The sequence below is a fragment of the Asanoa ferruginea genome (genome assembly GCF_003387075.1).
GTDB classification, from domain to species: Bacteria; Actinomycetota; Actinomycetes; order Mycobacteriales; family Micromonosporaceae; genus Asanoa; species Asanoa ferruginea.
The window spans coordinates 7,276,103-7,294,816 of record NZ_QUMQ01000001.1 but is presented as its reverse complement, the minus strand read 5'-3'; the positions used below and the strand labels follow the sequence as shown (position 1 = coordinate 7,294,816).

The following is an 18,714-nucleotide window of genomic DNA, read 5'->3' as shown; positions in this document are numbered from 1 at the left end:
AATGCTGTGAAATATCCGGGCGAAAGGGGCGAGCGTGGTGGGACAGCTGATCCACGCGGTGCTGACGATGCCCGCCTGGGCGGTCTACGGCGCCGTGGCGGCGTTGGCGTTCGGCGAATCGGCCGCGTTCGTCGGGTTGGTGCTGCCGGGCGAGACCGCGTTGCTGCTCGGCGGTGTCGTCGCCGCGAGCGGCCGGATCAGCTTGCCGGTGATGGTCGTGCTGGCGATCGTGGCGGCGGTCGTGGGTGATTCGGTGGGCTACGAGATCGGGCGGGTCGGCGGTCTGGCGATGCGCGGCAGCCGGGCTGGGAGGTTCATCGGTGCGGCGCGGTGGGACCGGGCGGAGACGTTCATGACCCGCCACGGTGGCTGGGCGGTGTTCGGCGGGCGCTGGGTCGGCCTGATGCGCGCGCTCGTGCCGGCGCTGGCGGGGATGACCCGGATGCCATACCGGCGGTTCCTGCTGTTCAACGTCGCCGGTGCGGCGCTGTGGGCCACCGCCGTGGTCCTGGGCGGTTACCTCGCCGGTGCGTCCTGGCAGCGCGCACAGGCCTATCTGGGCCAGGCCAGCGTGGTCCTGGCGATCGTGGTCGCCGGCGTGATCGCGATCGCGGTCGCGGGCCGCTGGCTGATGCGTCGGCGGGCGAAGGCATGAACGGCGGACCGGGTTTGATCGCGGTGGCCCATCGCGGCGGCAACCGGATGGCCGACCTGCGCGCGGCCCTGGCCTCGGGCGTCGACGCGATCGAGGCCGACGTGCACTTCATACACGGCACGCTGCGCGTTCGACATGGTGCGATCGCCGTAAGCCGACATGCGCCGACCCTTGAGGAGATCCTGACGACCGCCGACGGTGGTCCGCGCCTGCTGCTCGACCTGAAAGGGCCGTCGCTGGCCGTCGCCGACGAGGTCGCCGCGATGCTCAGCGACCGCTTCCCCGATCTTCCGGTCGCCGTGTGCACCAAGCAGTGGCGCATGTTCGACGCCTTCGCCGAGGGCTCACCGGTTCAGCGGGTCTACACCGCACGCACGTCGCGGCAGCTCACCCGGCTCCGGTTCCTGATCCGCCGCTCACCGGTCGGTGCCGCCTCCGTGCGGCAACAGTTGCTGAACCCGGACGTCGTCGACGAGCTACGGGCGGCCGGGGTGACCGTGCTGGTCTGGCCGGTCGACTCCGACGCGGCCCTCGCGGACGCGCGTCGCCTGGGCGCCGACGGGGTGATCGGGAAGAACCTCGCGTTGCTCAGGTCCCTCGTGACCGAACGGGAAGCGACTAGCGGGTGGCGATGACCGCGGCGACCGTGCTGACCGGCTCGGCGAGGGCGTCGATCGCGTTGGCGAGCGCCCGCACCTGTTCGCGGGTCAGGTCGGCGTAGGAGACGTAGCCGTCGCCGCGCCGATGGGTTGCCAACAGCTCGGTGACGGTCGCGAAGCCCTGGTCGATCCGCACGCCGAGATCGGGCTGCCGCGCGTCGAGAATCGGGCGCAGCGCGGCGATCGCCGCTTTGGAGCCCTCGACGTTGGCCGCGAAGTCCCACAGGTCGGTGTGCGAGTAGCGGTCCTCCTCACCGGTGACCTTCTTGGTGGCGACCTCGTCGAGCAGGCTCTTGGCGCCGTTGGCGAGGTCGAGCGGGCGCAGGGTGGTGGTCGCCAGCCGGTCGCGCAGCGCGGTCACGTCGGCGAGCAGCGTGTCGGCGATCGCCGCGTCGGCCTTCAGATCGGCGTTGCTCCAGAGGTCCTTCTCCAGCCGGTGGTAGCCCGTCCACGCCGTGCCGGGATCAAGGTCGCCGTCGCGGGCGTCGATGCGCGGATCGAGGTCGCCGAACGACTCCGCGACGGTCTCGATCCGTTCGAAGTAGGTCCGCGCGGTGGGGTAGAGCCGCTTCGCGGTGGCACGGTCTCCCTTTCGGACGGCCGTGGTGAAGGCGGCGGTGGCGTCGACGAAGGCACCCGCCTGGGTGCGGACGTAGCGTTCGTAGCTCGCGGCCGCGGCGGCCAGCGCGGCGTCGTCGGCCAACGCCGGCGATGACGAGCCGGTGACGGTCAGGGTGGAACGGATGCCGTCACCAACCATCCCGGGTTTGCAGACCGCGGCGTAGGAGCCGGCCGGTAGCTCGACCGTGAGCCGCCGGGCCAGGCCCGGTGCGATGTTCTCGACCTCGCCGACGATGCGCTCGCCCTTGGCGTACACGTAGAACTCGGTGATCTTGGATCCGCTGTTGGTGATCTCGAACGTGTGGGTGCCCGACGCCAGGCTGGCGGTGGCGAGCCCGCACGTCGTGTCGCCGGCGTCGACGGCGATCGGCGGGTTGGCCGGCGCCTCTGCGGTCGGGCTGCCTCCGCAGCTCGCCGGCAGCAGCGCGACGATCGCGGCGACTCCACCGATGCCAAGGGCGCGGGCCGGGGCCTGGGCGGTCGGCGTGGGGCGGGTCGGCGTGGGGCGGAAGAACAGGGCCAGGACGATCGCCGCGAAGCCCACCCACGCGACGACTTCCAGGACGGTCGCCTGCGGCGTGATGTTGACCGTGCCGGCCAGCACGGTGGCATACCAGGAGGTCGGGTCGATGGTGGTGGTCAGGTCGTAGGCCTGCTGCTGACCGCCGGGCAGGATGCCGGCGACCTGTAGGCCGTGGACGCCGTATTTGAAGATGCCCGCGGCGACGAGGACGAGCAGGGCGCCCGTCCACGCGAAGAAGCGGCCCAGGTTGATCCGGGCCACCGCCCTGGCCATCGCCCAGCCGAGCAGCACGGCGGTCGCGACGCCGGCGACCATGCCGATCAGCGGTGCCGTCGTGGTGGACGCGCTCTCCGCCGCCGCGAAGACCAGCAGCACCATCTCGACGCCTTCGCGGACGACGGCCAGGAACGCCATCCCGGCGACCGCGAGGCCACCCATCGCGAGCGCTTCGTTGAGCTTGCCGGTCAGCTCACCCTTCAGCGTCCGGGCCGTGCGCCGCATCCAGAAGATCATCCAGGTGACCAGGGCGACTGCCGCCAGGGAGGTGACCGCTTCGAACAGTTCCATCCGGGTGCCGCTGCGCAGCGAGTCGGCAACGGTGGTGAGCAGGACGCCGAGCGCGGCGGCGACGACGACGGCCGCGCCGACGCCGGCCCAGACCTGGAAGAGCCGGTCCCTGCGGCCGGCCTTGACCAGGAAGGCGGTGAGGATGCTGACCACGAGCGAGGCCTCGAGGCCGTCGCGCAGTCCGATGAGGAAGCTCGCGAAGAAGGCGGTGCTCATCAACCCTCCGGCAGCACAGGCTAACCTAACGGCGACAACCTCCTACATCTTGTAGGTGTTGTCAAACCGGATCACCTTTTCAGGGCGGCCTCAGATACGCGCTCCTAGCGTCCGGGCCATGGTGACCTCGACGCGGACCGTGGCCCGACTGTCGGCGGTCGTGGTGGCCGGCTGGTCGGTGCTGTGGTTCGCGGTCCTCATCGGGCGGGGTGGCGGGTCGTGGCACTACTTCGTGCAGGGTGCCCAGCTCCTGGCGGATCTCGACGACGCCGTCCGCGGTGGGTTGCACGTCTACGCCGCGGCGCCGGTCCTGCAGATCGGGCCGGTCGCCCTGGTGGCCGCGCTGGCGGCGATGCCGCTCGGGGCGGGCGGCGCGCTGCTGGCCTGGCAGATCCTGGGTGCGCTCGCCGGTGTGCTGGTGCTGCTGGAGATCCGGCGGATCGCGCGGCTCGTGCGGCCCTTCCAGGACCGGCAACTGCTCGACCTGAAGGTGACCAGCGTGGCGATCTTCGTCGTGCCGGTCTGGATGTTCCTGGCCGTCGGGGCCGCGCATCTCGACGACGAACTCGCCCTGCTCTTCGCCGTCTTCGCGGTGCGCAGGGCGCTGCTGGGCCGCGCGGTGAGTGCCGGACTTCTGCTCGGGCTGGCGGTCGACGCCAAGCCTTGGGCGGTGCCGTTCGCGTGCCTGCTCCTGCTGCTCGGCCGCCCGCGCCTGGTCGCGGTGGGAGCTGCCGTCATGGCGGCCATTGTGGCGGTCGGCTGGCTGCCGTTCTTCCTGGCCGACCCGGGCACCAGCAACGCGGTGCATTTCACGATCGTCAACACCCCGTTGTCGGCGCTGCGGGTGCTCGGCGTGGATGACCCACGCACCCCGCCGTGGGTGCGGCCGGCCCAGGCCGTGCTCGGAACTGGGTTGGCTCTTATGGCCTTCCGCAGGCGCCGCTGGCCGGCGATCGTGCTGGTGGCCGTCGCGGCCCGACTGGTGCTGGATCCCGGCACCAACAAGTACTACGTGGCCGGACTGGTCGTGGGTGCCGCGCTCTGGGACGTCGTCGGCTCGCGCCGGCTGCTGCCCTGGTGGACGGGCCTCGCGTGCCTGACGCAGTTCTCCGCCCGCTGGGTGCCGATGCCGGACAGCGCGCACGGGTGGCTGACGCTGCTGTATTTCCTGGGCTGCTGTGTCCTCGCAGTCAATCGCGGAGCCGGATGGCCACCGCGCACAGCGGCACCACCGTGGCGGCGAGCAGCCAGCCACCGATCACATCGGTCGGCCAGTGCACCGCCAGGAACACCCGGCTGAGCCCCACCCCGACCGCCCAGACGGTCACCACCGCGATTCCCGCGGACCGCCGCGGACCGGGATCGACGAGGCGGAGGAGCAGGGCGACCGCGACCAGCGCGGCCAGCGTCGACGACGTGGTGTGTCCCGAGGGGTAGGCCCAACCCTCGGCCGGAGCCAGCTGCTCGGCGGGGCGGGGGCGGGCGACCGCGGCCCGCACCGCCCACCTGACGGCGGTCGTCGACACGGCCGCGACCACCACGAACGCGGCCGCACGCCACAGCCGGCCGGCGAGTAGCGCGGCCACGGTGACCAGGCCGGCCAGGATGAGCACCGCGCTGCCGCCCGTGCGGGTGAGCGCGGCCATCAACGAGTGGAGCGCCGGATGGTCGAGGCTTGCCGACCGGGCGCTGTTCACCAGCGCCGCGTCAGCGTGGATCAACGCACCGGCGTGCGCGGCGACGGCGATCGTGAGTCCTGCGAAAACGATCGCCGTCACCGCGGGTGGGAGGAGCCGAAGCCCGGGTGTGTGCATAGGGTCCGATCCTCGCACCTACAACTTGTAGGTGCACGGTTCAGGCCCGGGTTTTCGCCTCTCGTGACCCCCGCACCATCAGCAGGATCAATCCGGCGCCGAACACCAGACCGGCGCACCACGCGGCCTCGACGTCGGACGAGGGGTGGGCCGGCCAGAGCCACGGCGTCGTCAGCGCCGGCGGGTGCCACTGCGTGTAGAGGGCGTAGATGCCGGCGACGAGGTAGGCGGTCGGGCCGGTCCAGGCCAGCGAGCCACCGAACGCGACCGCGCACAGCAGGCCGATGCCGGTCGAGCCGACCGTGTTGCGCAGGGCGCCGAGGGCGCCGCCGGCCAGTGGAGCGCCGGCCGTGAAGGCCGCCAGCGCGCCGACGGCGATCGCGGTGAGGGCCAGCGCGCTGCCGAGCCGCAGGAACGGCAGCCACCGGCCGGTCGCGCGTTCCGGGTCGCCGAACGGGCTCGCCGTCGTGGCCGCGATGACGACCGCGCACCCGGTCTCGAAGAACAGCGGCAACTGGAGCGCGCCGTAGGCGTCCCAGTTGCCGTGCAGCGCGACTCGCAACCCGAGGGCGCAGGTCAACAGCATCACCACGGCCAGGGGTACGCGCCGGCTGGCCAGGTGCAGTGCCACCAGCCGCACGCCGCCGGTCGCCGTACCGCGCCCGCTGGTTAGCCGCGGTGTCGCCGGCCGCACGCCGCCGGTCGCAGCACCGCGGGGGCTGATGAGGCGCGATGTCACCAGCCGCACGCCGCCGGTCGCCGCACCGCGCCGCCTGGTGAGGCGCGGCGGCACAGGTCGTACGCGGCCGGTCACGGCAGGTCCGCCAGGGTGAGCTGGCCGGCCCGCAGCGCCGGCAGGTGTGCCATCAGCCAGGCGTGCCGGGTGGCGGCCGGCAGGGCCGCGAACCGCTGCGCGGCCTCGGCGACCGGGCTGCCCGGCGGCAGGGTCGAGGTGTGCGCCAGCGCCTCCGTCACCGCCGCCTGCGCGTCGTCCGCACCGCGGCCGCCGCCGGTGAGGCTCTGGACGAGGTCGCGGGCCATTCCCCCACGTATTTCCCCGGCCAGTTCTTCGGCGCTCAGCTGGTGGGCCAACTGGGTGGGCAGCAGCACGTTGAACACGGGCGGGGTGCCGGTGACCGCCGCGCCGGCCCGACCGATGCCCGCGTCGTTGCCGGAGCGCTGCTCGTAGGCCGCGGCGACCTGGTCGACCCGCGCCGGCGCGCCGGGCAGGCCCGCCACCTCGGTCAGCACCGGCGCGAGCCCATCCACCACCGCCGGCAGGTAGCGGCGGTAGGCCGGGTGCACGCACACGGGGATCGGGGTCTGGCTGCACACCGCGGTGTGCGGAACCGGGCGGTCGTAGGCACCGTTGTGCAGGATCGGGATGGCGATCATGCCGTGCTGGTCGAGGTGACCGGTGCCGGCCAGGGCGATCCCGGTGCCGGCGCCGAGGACACCGGCGACGGTCAGGGCGGTAGCCGACCGGCGCAGCCACCGACCGCCGGCGGCCGCGGGCAGGCCGAGCACGCCCAGCAGCGCCGCGGTGAGGCCGGCGAGGAAGAGGATCTGGGCGATCGCGAGGTCGGGCAGGTAGCGGTAGAACGTCGCGATGCCCTCGTCGGCGCCCAGCGACCAGGGATTGGCGACCAGGGGTGAGATCTGCCAGGGTGAGCCGTACCCCTGGATGAAGTTGGCGCTGATCTCCAGTGCGAGGAAAGCGCCGATGGCCAGCACCGGGGGAGTGAAGCGGCTCGGCCGCAGCGCGCCGGCGGCGAACCCGAGCGCCGAGAAGGCCGGCAGGCTCGCCGTGCCCACCACGGCCGGCCACCACAACGGCCCGCCCCAGGCGCCCTCGCCGGCGGTGACCGCATACAGCACACCGACGCAGCCCAGATAGGCGACGATGGCCCAGCAGGTGGTCGCAGCCCACGCGCCGAGTTGCCGGGCCCACCGAGGGCGGGCGCTGCCGACCACCAACTCCTTGACGCCGTGCCGGCCCTCCCGCGAGCCCGACCACGCCGCGGCGCCTACGACAAGGGGAACGAAGACCGCCAGCGACGAGGTCTGCATGGCCGTCGCCCGTAGGTTCCACATCGGAGGGTAGGCCATGCCCGGGCGGTAGGTGACGAACCAGAACAGCAGTGCTGCCAGGGGGAGTAGCCACAGCATCACGTTGTTGCGTAACTCCAGCCGCAGCAGCCGGGCCGCCGCCGTCACGACCGCACCTGCGCCAGCACCGCGCTGTAGCCGCGCTCCAGCGGGGCGTCGCCGGCGGCGGACGTGCCGGCGCCGCGGGCCGTCAACTCGTCGGGCGTGCCGTCGAAGGCGATCCGGCCCTGGTCCATCAGCGCGACCCGCGTGCAGGCCGCGCCGACGTCTTCGACCAGGTGGGTGCTGACCACCACGGTGGTGCGCTCGCCGAGGTCGCGCATCAGGGCCCGGAACGCTACGCGTTGCTCGGGATCGAGGCCGGCCGTCGGCTCGTCGAGCAGCAGCAGGTCGGGATCGTTGACGATCGCTTGCGCGATGCCGACCCGGCGCAGCATCCCGCCCGAGAGGGTGCGCAGCTTTGCGGTCGCCTTGTCGCCCAGATCCACGCGCTCGACGGCGGCGGCCACCGCGCGCGGCACCCGCGCGGCCGGCACCTCCTTGAGCAGCGCGAAGTATTCGACGAACTCCACCACCGTGAACCGCGGGTAGAAGCCGAGGTTCTGCGGCACGTACCCCAGCCTGCGTCTGATCTGTCGCCGTGGCCCGTAGCTGCCCGGATCGTGGCCCAGCAGGCGGATCCGGCCCGACGACGGCGGCACGACGGTCGCCATCATCCGCAACAGCGTCGTCTTGCCAGCACCGTTGGGACCGAGCAGGCCGAACACTCCCGGGCCGACGTCGAGGCTCACACCGACGACCGCCTGGGTGCGCCTGAACCGCCGGGTCAACTCGCTGATCTCGACGTTCATGAGGTTCCTCTCGATATCCGGGTCGCGTAGCCGACGATCAGCGCGCAGCAACCGGCGAACGCCAGGTAGGGCAGGAAAAGGGTGGTCTCGGTGACGGCGGCGGTGAGCCGCCCGGCGGCCATCTGTCCGGAAAGGACAGTGATCGCCCAGCCGGCCAGGCCCGCAGCCACGCCGACGTTGGCCGACCGGGCGACGGTCGCGGCGGCCAGGGCGAGCGCGCACACCGCGGTCATCGGGACCAGCCAGCCCACCGTGACCGCTGTCGCCGTGCCCGACGCGACCGAGGCGGCCAACCCGAGCGCCGCGTTGAGGCCGAACACGGCGAGTGCCCGGACCAGCAGCACCATCCGGTCGCTGACCGCCGCGCTGCGGGACAGCTCCCAGGCGGGGTCGACGCCGGGCCCGTAGGCGTAGGCGATGCCCGCCGCCGCGATGCCCGGGGCGCACAGGGCCACGAACGGTGTCCCGGTGCCGCGAGTGGCCAGCACCCCGGCGGCCAGCACCACCGCGGTCGCGACCACCCACCCGAGCAGCAGCGACGGCGTGGTCACCAGCGCCCGTGCCAGACCGGGCGACCGCAACAGTCGCCGCGCGGCCCGCTCGACCGGCCCGGGCCGGCGCGCCCACACCTGCGCGGCCACGCCGATCCAGACCCGGTCGAGGTCGACGTCGCTCATCGCGCACCTCCCCGGCCACCGAGGGCGGCCCGCATCAGCCGCCGGACGTGGTATGCGCGGCTCTTCACCGTCCCCGGCGGGACGCCCATCAGCTCGGCCACCTCGGCCACCGTCCTGTCCTCGACATACATCAGCCGCCAGGTCTCGCGTTGCGCGCTGCCGGCCGCGCCGAGCGCCTCGACGGCGTCGGCGAGCTCGGCCCGGGACAACGCCGCCTCGGCCGGATCGGGCACCCGCTGGTCGCCATCGGCGGCCAGCGCCGCCAGCAGGTGCTCAGGGTTGCCGCGCCGGCGCAGCCACATCGCGGCCTGCCGGCGCGCGATGCCCCACAACCAGCCACCGGCGCCGTCGTGTCGATAGCCCCCGGCACCCCGCCACACGGCGAGGAACGTCTCCTGGAGCACGTCTTCGACGTCGGCGGCCGGCAGCACGGCGCGCAGCCGGGCGGCGAGCCACGGCGCGTGCCGGGCGAACAGCTCCCGCAGCGCGGTGTCGTCACCACCGGCCACGGCTGCGATCAACTGGTCGTTGTCCATCGCTTCTTTGTTGCGTTTCCGCGCCGATCGGTTCACTGCCGCGGGCACTTATTTCCGCTCACGTGTGGCGCGGAACGCGGACCAGGCCCGCTTCGTAGGCGGCGATGACCAGTTGGGCCCGGTCCCGGGCGGCGAGCTTCATCAGCAGCCGGCCGACGTGGGTCTTCGCCGTGGAAAGGCTCACGTGCAGGTGGGCCGCGATCTCGGTGTTGGACAGCCCGAGGCCGACCAGCGTGAGGACCTCGCGCTCCCGCTCGGTGATCTCGGCCAGCGCGGTCGCCGGCCCGGGCAGCGGCGCCGGGCGGCGGGTGAACTCCGCGATGAGCCGGCGGGTGACGCCGGGGGCGAGCAGGGCGTCACCGGCGGCGACGACGCGGATCGCCGAGAGGAGGTCGGCCGGTCGGGTGTCCTTGAGCAGGAAGCCGCTGGCGCCGGCGTGCAGGGCCGCGAACACGTACTCGTCGAGGTCGAAGGTGGTCAGGATCAGCACCTTGACCTGGCCGGTCGCCGGGTCTTCGCTGATCCGGCGGGTCGCTTCGATGCCGTCGAGGTCGGGCATCCGCACGTCCATCAGCACGAGGTCGGGCTTCTCCCGCCGGGCCACGTCGACGGCTTCGGCACCGGTGGCGGCCTCGCCGACCGTCACCAGGTCGGGTGCGGTGTCGACCAGCACCCGGAAGCTCCCTCGGACCAGCGCCTGATCGTCGGCGACCACGACGCGGATCACGGCGCCGCCGGGAAGGTCAGGGGGAACCGGGCGGTGACCCGGAAACCCGCCCCGGACCGGGGACCGGCCTGGAACTCGCCGCCATACATGCCCACCCGCTCGCGCATGCCGGCGATGCCGTGCCCGGCTCCGGGTGCGGCGGGGCCGGGTCCGTCGTCGACGACCTCGACCGTGAACGCGTCGGCCGCGTAGGCGACGATCACCTGGCAGCGGTCGGTGCCGGCGTGCTTGATGACGTTGGTGACCGCTTCCTGAACCACCCGGTAGGCCGCCAGGTCCAGTCCGGCGGACAGGCCGGCCGGCCTGGAGCCGGTGACCTGGAGGTCCACCCGGACGCCGGCTGCGGCGGCCCGGGTCACCAGCGCACCGAGGTCGGTCAGGCCCGGTGCGGGCGCCGGGTCCTCGTTGCCGTCGTCGCGGAGCACGCCCAGCAGCGCCCGCATCTCGCGCAGGGCGCCCCGGCTGGTCTCCTCGATCGACGACAGCGCCCGGCGGGCCTCGTCGGGACGTTCGACGGCGACGTGGTTGGCGACCCCGGCCTGCACCGCGATGACGCTCATCGTGTGCGCGACGACATCGTGCAGCTCGCGGGCGATCCGCAGGCGCTCCTCGCTGACCGCGCGGCGGCCTTCCGCGTGCCGTTCCAGCCGCTCGCGCTCGCGGACGCCGGCGGCGTACATCCGTTGCTGGCGCACGGCGTAGCCGATCGTCCACGCGGTTGTGATCAACAGCGCCATCCCCGCGATCATCGTGAGCCGGTTAGGACCGGGGCCGCCGTATGGGTCCGCCAGGACGACGCCGGCCACCACGATCGTCCCGGCCAGCAGCCCCAACGCCTCGGTGCGGTCCAGGCGGACCGGGACCATGTAGATCACGAAGGCGACGGCCACCCACGGCGCCGGGAACGTCGTGATCCCCATCGACAACACCGCGACGAGCACGACGAGGGCGAGCGCCGTGCGGGTGGACCGGCGCCGCATCCCGGCGGCGACCGTCGCGGCCACCACGACGGCCGCGTCGGCGTTGCTCGGGCCCCGGGTGCCCAGCGGGCCCTGCGCGAAGTAGGTCGACAGCGCCACCAGCAGAGCCGCCGCCACGCAGTCGACCGCGACCCACTGCGCCGGCGTCAGACGCCGGATCAGCGGCGGGCGCAGCGGGTCCATCGCCACACGGTAGCCGGCACCGTGGCGGTCGGCGTCAGTCTGTGGACCGGTGTACCTGAGTCCAACCGGCGGCCGCGAAGTCTGGTCCCAGGCCCGACGATCTTCGTCGCCCGCCGCGCGACGGTGGACCGCGTCACCGCGCTGGGCGGTGCACTGCCTCGGAAGGAGGGTGCCTGATGACCGACGTCATCACCGCCCGCGGGTTGGGCAAGCGATACAAGGGCAGATGGGCGCTGACCGAGTGCACGCTCTCGATCCCGGCCGGCCGGGTGGTGGGGCTGGTCGGTCCCAACGGCGCCGGAAAGACGACGCTGCTCAACCTCGCGGTCGGTTTCCTGGCGCCGACGACCGGCACGGTCGAGGTCCTCGGCCGGCGCCCGGGTTCGAGCCTGGCCGAAGTCGGTTTCGTGGCGCAGGACGCACCTGTCTACACCTCGCTGTCCGCCGCCGATCACCTGAAGCTCGGCGCCCGACTGAACCCGGGTTGGGACGCCGGCTACGCGACGAGCCGGGTCCGCGGCCTCGGGATCGACCCGGGCAAGCCGGCCGGGAAGCTCTCCGGCGGGCAGCGTGCCCAACTCGCGCTCACGCTGGCACTGGCCAAGCGACCGCGGCTGCTGATCCTCGACGAGCCCGCTGCCAGCCTCGACCCGTTGGCCCGCCGCGAGTTCCTCGAACAGCTCGCCGACGCGGTCGCCCAGCGCGAGATGAGCGTCGTGCTCTCCTCCCACCTGGTCTCCGACCTGGCCCGGATCTGCGACTACCTCATCGTGCTGGACACGGCCCACGTGCTCGTCTCCGGCGCGATCCAGGATCTGCTGGCCGCCCATCCCGGCAGCGCGCCGAATCTCGAAGACCTCGTCCTGGCCTATCTGACCCAGGGACGCCGCGACACCGAGGAGGCAGCGAAATGATCTGGTTGACCTGGCGGCAGTTCCGCGTGCAGGGCTGTGCCGTGCTCGGCGCCGTCGTCGTGGTGGTGGTCGCGCTGGCGGCCAGCGGGCCGCATCTGGCACACCTCTTCGACACGAGTGGCCTGGCGTCGTGCGCCTCCGACTGCCAGACCGCCCAGGCCCATTTCGCCGCGGCCGTCGACGGAAGTAGGGCCTACCCGCTGTTGTACTTCGCCGGGCTGGCCGTCAGCTACGCCACGCCCGCCATTCTGGGCATCTTCGGGGGCGCCCCGCTGATCGCCCGCGAGCTGGAGGCCGGCACATTGCGGCTGGCCTGGAGCCAGAGCGTCTCCCGCGTCCGCTGGGCCGTGACGAAGGTCGGGCTGCTCGCGTTGGTCGCGGTGCTGGCGACGGGGTTGCTCAGCCTGACCGTGACCTGGTGGTCGGGCCCGATCGACCGCGCGGCGGCGCTCGCGGGCGAGGGCCAGGGGCTCGGCTTCCCGCACCGGTTCATGCCGCTGGTCTTCGGCGCCCGCGACATCGTCCCGATCGGTCACGCGGCGTTCGCCTTCGCGCTCGGTGTCACGGTCGGCCTGTTGGTGCGGCGCACCCTGCCGGCCATGGCCCTCACCCTCGCCGCCGTCGCCGCGATCCAGGTGTTGGTGCCGACGACGCTGCGCGCCCACTACCTCGCGCCCGAGCAGACCAGCACGGCGATGTCGTTCACCCCCGACGCGCCGCACTCGATCTTCATCACCGACAACACCCTGGAGGTCTCGATGCCGGTGACACTGCCCGGCGACTGGATCACGTCGGTCCACGCGATCGACGCCGCCGGGCAGCCGTTCACCGGGCCCGCACCGCAGGTCTGCCTGTCACCGACAAGCTCCCTGGCCGAATGCGACGCCGCCATCAACCAACTGCACCTGAGCCAACGCGTCGCCTACCAGCCCGCGAGCCGCTATTGGACCTTCCAGTGGCTGGAGACCACCGGCTACCTGGTGCTGGCCCTTGCATTGAGCGCGTTCTGCGTCCTACGCGTCCGCCGCGTTCGGCTCACCTAGCCCCATCGGGAAGACGGGCGGGCAGGCTGACCGTGACGCTGAGCCCGCCGTCGGGTGGCGCGTCGGCCACCGCCGAACCACCGTGGGCCGTCGCGATCGACGCGACGATCGCGAGGCCGAGCCCGAAGCCGCCGTCGCCCGTGCGGTCGCGCAACCGCCGGAACGGCTGGAACAGCCCACCGACCGCGTCCGGCGGGATGGTCGGACCCGTATTGGCCACCGTGAGCACCGCCCGGCCGTCGACGGTCGCCGTCGTCAGCCACACCTCGCCGCCCGGCACGTTGTAGCGCATCGCGTTGTCGTAGAGGTTGGCGGCGAGCCGCTCGAGCAGGATCGGGTCGCCCGTGGCCGGCGCGGGCGCCAGCGACGTGTGCAGCCGTGCTGTAGGGGCGGCGCCGGGAGCGGCGTCGACGGCGTCCTCGAGAATCGTGGCGAGGTCGACGGGATCCCGCCCGACCAGGCCGCGGTCGGTGCGGGCCAGCGTCAGCAAGGCCTCGATCAGCGCCTCGGCGTGGTCGACCGCCGCCCGGACGTCCCGGCCCATCGCCTGCAACTCGTCGTTGGTCGGCGCCGGCTTCGCGAGCACCACGTCGACGGTCGCCCGCATCACGGTGAGCGGGGTGCGCAATTCGTGGCCGGCGTTGGCGATGAACCGGCGCTGCCCCTCGAACGCCGCCTGCAACCGGTCGAGCATGGCGTCGAACGTGTCGGCCAACTCCCGGAGCTCGTCGCGTGGGCCGGTCAACGCCACCCGCGCCGCCAGGTGGTGCTCGGACGCGTCCCGGGCCGCCGCGGTGATCCGGTGCACGGGGCGCAACACCCGGCCGGCCACGATCCACCCGGCGACCGCGGCCAGCAGGGTGACCCCCGCCAGGGTGCTGAGCGAATACCAGAGCAGGCGGTCGAGCGTCGCCGCCCGCTGGTTCTTCGCCCCCTCGATGATCCCCTCCTTGTAGGCCGCCTCGCACTTGTTCTTCAGCAGGGTCACGTCGGGCTCGTCCTTGAGCACCTTCTGGCAGTTCTCGTCGAAGAACTCCCGGGCGAGTTGGGTCTTCGGCACCCCCTGCACCATGACGGTCGTATCGTTGGGTTTGTCGCCGGCCGCCACCGGGTCCGGCAGGTTGGCGGCCAACATGGCATAGGTGACGCCGACGACGATCGCGCCGCACGCGGCGAACAGTCCTGTGTAGAGCAACGTCAGCCGGACGCGGACCGTGAAACGCGGCCTCACAGCCGATACCCCCGACCCACGACGGTCTCGATCAGCGGTGGCGTCCCGAGCTTGCGTCGCAGCCGGGTGAGCGTCACCGACACGACGTTGCTGAACGGGTCGGCGTTGGCGTCCCACACGTGTTCCAGCAGCTCCTCGGCGCTGACCACGGCGCCGTCGGCGGCGGTCAGCATCTCCAGGACCCCGAACTCCTTGCGGGTCAGCGAAAGGACCCGGCCGGCGCGGGACACCCGGTGCCGCGCCCGGTCGACGGTGAGGTCGCCGCGCCGGATCACCGGTGGCGCCGACGGAGCGCGCCGGCTCAGTGCGCGTACCCTCGCGATCAGCTCCTGGAAGGCGAACGGCTTGCCGAGGTAGTCGTCGGCACCCAGCTCCAGCCCGTCGACCCGGTCGTCGACGGCCGCGGCCGCGGTGAGCATGAGGATGCGGGCGCCCCCGTCGACGGCCGCGAGCGAGCGGCACACCTGGTCGCCGTGCACGACCGGAAGATCCCGATCCAGGACCACGACGTCGTACGCCGGTCCGTCAGCCGCGGTGAGCGCCGCCGCGCCGTCGTGCACCACGTCGACCGCCATCCCCGCGTCGCGCAGGCCCTCGCCGATCCGGGCGGCCAACGTCAGGTTGTCCTCGACCACCAACACCCGCATGGCGCCCATTGTGCGCCGGCCCGGGTGACATCGGTCCTACATGCGGCGTAGCGGTGATGTCACCGCCGGCTCGGTAGACCTGTCGCACGAACTCTTGACCCGGGGGTGTGGAGTGAGACTCCGAGTGGTGGCCGTAGCGGCCATCGTGACCATGCTCAGCGCGTGCAGCGCAGCGCCGTCGACGCCGACGGTGCCCAGCCTGCCGCAGGCCAGCGGCGGCCCGTCCGCCGACGCTTCCAGAGGCACCGACGCGAACCCGAACGGGACCACCGGTGATGCCACCGCGGCGCGGCGGACCGCGCTGCACAACGCCGCCGAATGCATCCGCCAGCACGGTGCGCCGCGCTACCAGGACCCGGTGCTGACCGCGAACGGTCAGGTCTACACCGACGCCCGCACGCTGCAGGACAGCATCGAGGAGTCCGCGCTCGACGACCTCGAGGCGGCCTGCGGTGAGTTGATCCGCGCGGCGCGGTTCGCACCGGACGATCAGGCGCCGGCGCCGCCGAAGGTGGTCCAGGCCGGCGTCAAGGTGGCCGAATGCATGCGGGCCAACGGTTTGCCCAACGTCAAGGACCCGACCGCCGACAGTCCGTTCACCCCCGGGCACGGGTTCGGGCACAGCCCCGACGAGCTGCCCGGCGGGAAGGACGACGCGTTCATGCGGGCCGGCGACGCGTGCAAGGACCTGATCAACGAGCTGAACCGCCTGTCCAGTCTCGGAAACCTCGGCGATGCGTAGGCGGGCGGTGCTGGCCGGAGCGGCCCTGGTGGCCACCGGGACAGCGGGTGCCGGCTGGTGGCTGCGCAGCCAGCCCGCGGCGGAAGCAACCGCCGCCGAGGTGCCGACCGGGACGGCCTCCGTCGTCAAGACCGACCTGTCGACGACCGTCCAGGTTCCGGGCACCCTCGGCTACGCCGGTTCCTACTCGGTCTACGCGCAGGGCGGTGGCGGCGTCGTGACGGCGCTGCCGCAGCCCGGCAAACTGATCACCAGGGGCCAACAGGTGTACGCCGTCGACAACCGACCCGTCCGCCTCTTCTACGCCGACCGGCCCGCGTGGCGACCGCTGGCGCTCGGCGTCACCGGCGGCCCCGACGTGCGCGCCGTGGAGAAGAACCTCGTCGCGCTCGGTCATGCCACGACCCGGAACTTGACCGTCGACGGCAGGTTCACCCGGGCGACCGCGGCGGCGCTGCGGCGCTGGCAGGACAAGACCCACCAGGCGGTCACCGGCCGCCTCGAACTCGGCACGGTCACGTTCCAGCCCGGCCCGCTGCGGGTCACCACCGTCAACGGGCACGTGGGTGCGCCGGCCGGCGGCGACGGCGAGCCGCTGCTGGTCGGCACGTCCACGACGGTCGCGGTGACCCTCGCCGTGCCGGCGAACCGGACCTACCTCGTACACCTCGGCGATGCCGTCACCGTGGACCTGCCCGGCGGCACCGCCGAGCCCGGGCGGGTGACCGCGCTGTCGACCGTCGCGGCCGAGCGCGACGAGAACGATCCCGGGCGCGGTCCCGGCCAGACCACCGTTCCCGCGACCGTCACGCTCGACCACCAGGTCGCCGCGGCGACGTTCGACCAGGCACCGGTTCAGGTCAACGTCACCGGCAAGGCCGTCAAAGGTGTCCTCGCCGTCCCGGTCACCGCGCTGGTCGCGCTTGCCGGTGGCGGCTGGGGGCTCTACCTGGTCGACGGTGCCGAACGGCGGCTGATCGGCGTCACGCCCGGCCTGTTCTCCGACACCCTCGTCGAGGTCAGCGGCGGCGACCTGCGGGAGAACGCGACGGTGGAGGTGCCGGCGACGTGAGAGCCCTGGAGCTGCACCACGTCAACAAGGTCTACCCGCCACCCACCGCCGTGACGGCGCTCGCCGACGTCGACCTGGTCGTCGACGCCGGCGAGACGGTGGCCATCACCGGCGCGTCGGGCGCCGGCAAGTCGACGCTGCTGAGCATCCTCGGCACCCTCGAACGGCCGACCAGCGGCGTGGTCCGCATCGCCGGGACCGACACGTCGGCGATGAGCGACCCGCAGCTCTCGGCGGTCCGCGCGACCAGCCTCGGCTTCGTCTTCCAGCAGTTCTACCTGCTCGAACACCTGAGCGTGCTGGACAACGTGGCGACCGGCCTGGTCTACCGCGGCCTGCCCGGCAACGTCCGGCGGGAACGCGCGGCCGGCGCCCTGCGCCAGGTCGGCCTCGCCGAGCGGATGCGGCACAAGGCCGGCCAGCTCTCCGGCGGCGAACGGCAACGCGTCGCGATCGCCCGGGCGATCGTCGGCCGGCCAGCCGTGCTGCTGGCCGACGAGCCGACCGGAAACCTCGACTCGGCCACCGGTGCGGAGATCACCGAGCTGTTGGCGGGGCTGGCCGACGACCGCACCACGGTCGTGCTGATCACCCACAACGCCGACGTCGCCGCGGCGATGGGCCGCCAGATCCACCTCCGCGACGGCCGGATCGTCGAAGACTCCACGGAAAGGGACCGGATCCGATGAGCTCACGGCTGCGTCTTCCCGACGCGATCGCGTTGGCCACCGTCGGCCTGCGCGCCCGGCGGGTCCGCTCGGCGCTGTCCGCGCTCGGCATCGCGATCGCGATCGCCGCCGTGGTCGCCGTGCTCGGCATCGCCGAGTCGTCGAAGGCCGACCTGCTCGACCAGCTCGGTGAGCAGGGCAACCTGCTCACCGTGGCCTCGGCGCAGACGACCAACGGCCGGTCGATCCCGCTGCCGGTCACCGCCGAACCGATGATCGCGCGGATCCCGCCGGTCCGCACGGTCACGGCCGTCGCCGCGGTCGACAACGTGACCGTGCGGCGCAGCGCGGCCATTCCGGAGGTGCGGACCAGCGGCATCAACGTCCTCGCCGCCGGACCCTCCCTTTTGGACACGCTGTCCGCCCGGATGCTGCGGGGCCATTACCTGGACGCGACCGCCGAGCGCTACCCGGTGACGGTGCTCGGCTTCGAGGCGGCCCGGGTCCTCGGAATCGGCACGCTGACCGACCCGACCCAGGTGTTCCTGGGGGAGCGCTACGTCACCGTCGTGGGCATCCTCGCACCGGTGGCGGTCGCACCGGAGGTCGACATGGCCGCGCTGATCAGCTTCGGGGCCGCACACGACCTGTTCGGGATGGAACGCAACGCCACCCGGATCTACCTCCGCGCCGACCCGGACCAGGTGGCCGCGGTCGCATCGGTGCTGGCGATCACGGCGTCACCGACCCGCGACGAAGACGTGCAGGTCCGCCGCCCGTCCGACCTGCTGGTGGCGCGGATCGCGGCGAAGGGCACGTTCGTCGGCCTGTTCCTGGGCCTGGGCGGCATCGCGCTGCTCATCGCCGGCGTCGGCATCGCCAACATCATGGTGATCTCGGTCCTGGAGCGCCGCGGCGAGATCGGGCTGCGCCGCGCGCTGGGCGCCCGCCGCCGGCACGTCGCCGTCCAGTTCCTGCTGGAGTCGACGCTCCTGGCGGTGATCGGCGGCGTGCTCGGCGCCGGCCTGGGCGTGCTGGCGACGGCGGTCGCCGCCCGCATGGCCGGGAACACCCTGGCGATCCCGCCGTCGGCGCTGGTGGCCGGCTTCGGGGCCGCGTTGCTGGTCGGCGCCCTGGCGGGCGTCTATCCGGCGGCGCGCGCCGCCCGGATGTCGCCGACCGAGGCGCTCCGCACGTTGTAGCCGCCGGGTCGCCGCGCGATCTCCCGGTTGCTGGGGCCCGCGTGTCACAGACTTGGCGGCTGCCCGGTCTGGACTGG

At 72.8% G+C, this 18,714-nt stretch carries 20 protein-coding genes; 9 read left to right on the top strand and 11 right to left on the bottom strand.

Features of this window, described 5'->3' with window-relative positions:
• Positions 1–37: 37 nt before the first annotated feature.
• On the top strand, positions 38–655 hold the full coding sequence (locus DFJ67_RS34155) for a DedA family protein (protein WP_147315709.1): 618 nt from the start codon (positions 38–40) through the stop codon (positions 653–655).
• On the top strand, positions 652–1,290 hold the full coding sequence (locus tag DFJ67_RS34150; RefSeq protein WP_239097078.1) for a glycerophosphodiester phosphodiesterase: 639 nt from the start codon (positions 652–654) through the stop codon (positions 1,288–1,290). The genes DFJ67_RS34155 and DFJ67_RS34150 overlap by 4 nt, the downstream gene beginning before the upstream one ends.
• Here DFJ67_RS34150 and efeO read toward each other — a convergent pair.
• Entirely contained in the window at positions 1,274–3,241 is a 1,968-nt protein-coding gene (gene efeO / locus DFJ67_RS44135; RefSeq protein WP_116072639.1) for an iron uptake system protein EfeO, read from the bottom strand. The two genes, DFJ67_RS34150 and efeO, sit on opposite strands and share 17 nt — an antisense overlap.
• A gap of 118 nt (positions 3,242–3,359) precedes the next feature.
• Between efeO and DFJ67_RS34140 the strand changes: the two genes are divergently transcribed.
• Positions 3,360–4,541: a hypothetical protein gene (locus DFJ67_RS34140; protein ID WP_116072637.1), complete on the top strand. Its 1,182-nt coding sequence runs from the start codon at positions 3,360–3,362 to the stop codon at positions 4,539–4,541.
• Here the strand turns inward: DFJ67_RS34140 and DFJ67_RS34135 are convergent.
• From DFJ67_RS34135 to DFJ67_RS34100, 8 genes are all read right to left on the bottom strand, one after another.
• Positions 4,432–5,019 (bottom strand): phosphatase PAP2 family protein, encoded by a 588-nt coding sequence (locus tag DFJ67_RS34135; RefSeq protein ID WP_170216102.1) that lies wholly within the window; start codon positions 5,017–5,019, stop codon positions 4,432–4,434. The two genes, DFJ67_RS34140 and DFJ67_RS34135, sit on opposite strands and share 110 nt — an antisense overlap.
• A 76-nt stretch (positions 5,020–5,095) precedes the next feature.
• Complete coding sequence (locus DFJ67_RS34130) at positions 5,096–5,794, bottom strand: hypothetical protein (protein ID WP_147315708.1); 699 nt, start codon at positions 5,792–5,794, stop codon at positions 5,096–5,098.
• A gap of 71 nt (positions 5,795–5,865) precedes the next feature.
• Positions 5,866–7,272, bottom strand: coding sequence for a hypothetical protein (locus tag DFJ67_RS34125; protein WP_116072631.1), 1,407 nt, complete (start codon positions 7,270–7,272; stop codon positions 5,866–5,868).
• Positions 7,269–8,015 carry an ABC transporter ATP-binding protein gene (locus tag DFJ67_RS34120; RefSeq protein WP_116072629.1) on the bottom strand — a complete coding sequence of 249 codons (747 nt, stop codon included), beginning with the start codon at positions 8,013–8,015 and terminating at the stop codon, positions 7,269–7,271. The genes DFJ67_RS34125 and DFJ67_RS34120 overlap by 4 nt, the downstream gene beginning before the upstream one ends.
• Positions 8,012–8,692: a hypothetical protein gene (locus tag DFJ67_RS34115; RefSeq protein ID WP_203783372.1), complete on the bottom strand. Its 681-nt coding sequence runs from the start codon at positions 8,690–8,692 to the stop codon at positions 8,012–8,014. Before DFJ67_RS34115 ends, DFJ67_RS34120 begins: the two co-directional genes overlap by 4 nt.
• On the bottom strand, positions 8,689–9,228 hold the full coding sequence (locus DFJ67_RS34110; protein WP_116072627.1) for an RNA polymerase sigma factor: 540 nt from the start codon (positions 9,226–9,228) through the stop codon (positions 8,689–8,691). Before DFJ67_RS34110 ends, DFJ67_RS34115 begins: the two co-directional genes overlap by 4 nt.
• Positions 9,229–9,286: 58 nt before the next feature.
• Complete coding sequence (locus DFJ67_RS34105; RefSeq protein ID WP_116072625.1) at positions 9,287–9,955, bottom strand: response regulator; 669 nt, start codon at positions 9,953–9,955, stop codon at positions 9,287–9,289.
• The gene (locus DFJ67_RS34100) at positions 9,952–11,118 is read right to left on the bottom strand and encodes a sensor histidine kinase (protein WP_203783374.1); all 1,167 of its coding nucleotides are present in this window, start codon (positions 11,116–11,118) and stop codon (positions 9,952–9,954) included. The genes DFJ67_RS34105 and DFJ67_RS34100 overlap by 4 nt, the downstream gene beginning before the upstream one ends.
• A gap of 176 nt (positions 11,119–11,294) precedes the next feature.
• Here DFJ67_RS34100 and DFJ67_RS34095 point away from each other — a divergent pair, with 176 nt between their 5' ends.
• Both DFJ67_RS34095 and DFJ67_RS34090 read left to right on the top strand, forming a co-directional pair.
• Positions 11,295–12,032, top strand: a complete 738-nt coding sequence (locus DFJ67_RS34095) for an ABC transporter ATP-binding protein (RefSeq protein WP_116072623.1) — start codon at positions 11,295–11,297, stop codon at positions 12,030–12,032.
• A complete protein-coding gene (locus DFJ67_RS34090; protein WP_116072621.1) occupies positions 12,029–13,075 on the top strand; it encodes an ABC-2 membrane transporter-related protein in 1,047 nt (348 codons plus the stop codon). The genes DFJ67_RS34095 and DFJ67_RS34090 overlap by 4 nt, the downstream gene beginning before the upstream one ends.
• Here DFJ67_RS34090 and DFJ67_RS34085 read toward each other — a convergent pair.
• Positions 13,068–14,306, bottom strand: a complete 1,239-nt coding sequence (locus tag DFJ67_RS34085; protein WP_203783376.1) for a HAMP domain-containing sensor histidine kinase — start codon at positions 14,304–14,306, stop codon at positions 13,068–13,070. The two genes, DFJ67_RS34090 and DFJ67_RS34085, sit on opposite strands and share 8 nt — an antisense overlap.
• On the bottom strand, positions 14,303–14,953 hold the full coding sequence (locus DFJ67_RS34080) for a response regulator transcription factor (protein ID WP_116076969.1): 651 nt from the start codon (positions 14,951–14,953) through the stop codon (positions 14,303–14,305). The genes DFJ67_RS34085 and DFJ67_RS34080 overlap by 4 nt, the downstream gene beginning before the upstream one ends.
• A 127-nt stretch (positions 14,954–15,080) precedes the next feature.
• Between DFJ67_RS34080 and DFJ67_RS34075 the strand changes: the two genes are divergently transcribed.
• Genes DFJ67_RS34075 through DFJ67_RS34060 form a run of 4 tightly spaced genes read left to right on the top strand, consistent with a single transcriptional unit; the run spans position 15,081 to position 18,637 of the window.
• Complete coding sequence (locus tag DFJ67_RS34075) at positions 15,081–15,695, top strand: hypothetical protein (protein ID WP_147315707.1); 615 nt, start codon at positions 15,081–15,083, stop codon at positions 15,693–15,695.
• A complete protein-coding gene (locus tag DFJ67_RS34070; protein WP_147315706.1) occupies positions 15,688–16,767 on the top strand; it encodes a peptidoglycan-binding protein in 1,080 nt (359 codons plus the stop codon). Before DFJ67_RS34075 ends, DFJ67_RS34070 begins: the two co-directional genes overlap by 8 nt.
• On the top strand, positions 16,764–17,456 hold the full coding sequence (locus DFJ67_RS34065; RefSeq protein WP_116072615.1) for an ABC transporter ATP-binding protein: 693 nt from the start codon (positions 16,764–16,766) through the stop codon (positions 17,454–17,456). Before DFJ67_RS34070 ends, DFJ67_RS34065 begins: the two co-directional genes overlap by 4 nt.
• Complete coding sequence (locus tag DFJ67_RS34060; protein ID WP_116072613.1) at positions 17,453–18,637, top strand: ABC transporter permease; 1,185 nt, start codon at positions 17,453–17,455, stop codon at positions 18,635–18,637. Before DFJ67_RS34065 ends, DFJ67_RS34060 begins: the two co-directional genes overlap by 4 nt.
• Positions 18,638–18,714 lie beyond the last annotated feature (77 nt).

What these genes read in the sequence shown, in the direction of transcription:
- DFJ67_RS34110 (WP_116072627.1), bottom strand. Translation starts at nt 9,228, where the DNA reads ATGGACAACGACCAGTTGATCGCAGCCGTGGCCGGTGGTGACGACACC.
- DFJ67_RS34090 (WP_116072621.1), top strand. Translation starts at nt 12,029, where the DNA reads ATGATCTGGTTGACCTGGCGGCAGTTCCGCGTGCAGGGCTGTGCCGTG.
- DFJ67_RS34060 (WP_116072613.1), top strand. Translation starts at nt 17,453, where the DNA reads ATGAGCTCACGGCTGCGTCTTCCCGACGCGATCGCGTTGGCCACCGTC.
- DFJ67_RS34080 (WP_116076969.1), bottom strand. Translation starts at nt 14,953, where the DNA reads ATGCGGGTGTTGGTGGTCGAGGACAACCTGACGTTGGCCGCCCGGATC.
- DFJ67_RS34115 (WP_203783372.1), bottom strand. Translation starts at nt 8,692, where the DNA reads ATGAGCGACGTCGACCTCGACCGGGTCTGGATCGGCGTGGCCGCGCAG.
- DFJ67_RS34070 (WP_147315706.1), top strand. Translation starts at nt 15,688, where the DNA reads ATGCGTAGGCGGGCGGTGCTGGCCGGAGCGGCCCTGGTGGCCACCGGG.
- DFJ67_RS34095 (WP_116072623.1), top strand. Translation starts at nt 11,295, where the DNA reads ATGACCGACGTCATCACCGCCCGCGGGTTGGGCAAGCGATACAAGGGC.
- DFJ67_RS34150 (WP_239097078.1), top strand. Translation starts at nt 652, where the DNA reads ATGAACGGCGGACCGGGTTTGATCGCGGTGGCCCATCGCGGCGGCAAC.
- DFJ67_RS34140 (WP_116072637.1), top strand. Translation starts at nt 3,360, where the DNA reads ATGGTGACCTCGACGCGGACCGTGGCCCGACTGTCGGCGGTCGTGGTG.
- DFJ67_RS34100 (WP_203783374.1), bottom strand. Translation starts at nt 11,118, where the DNA reads ATGGACCCGCTGCGCCCGCCGCTGATCCGGCGTCTGACGCCGGCGCAG.
- DFJ67_RS34120 (WP_116072629.1), bottom strand. Translation starts at nt 8,015, where the DNA reads ATGAACGTCGAGATCAGCGAGTTGACCCGGCGGTTCAGGCGCACCCAG.
- efeO (WP_116072639.1), bottom strand. Translation starts at nt 3,241, where the DNA reads ATGAGCACCGCCTTCTTCGCGAGCTTCCTCATCGGACTGCGCGACGGC.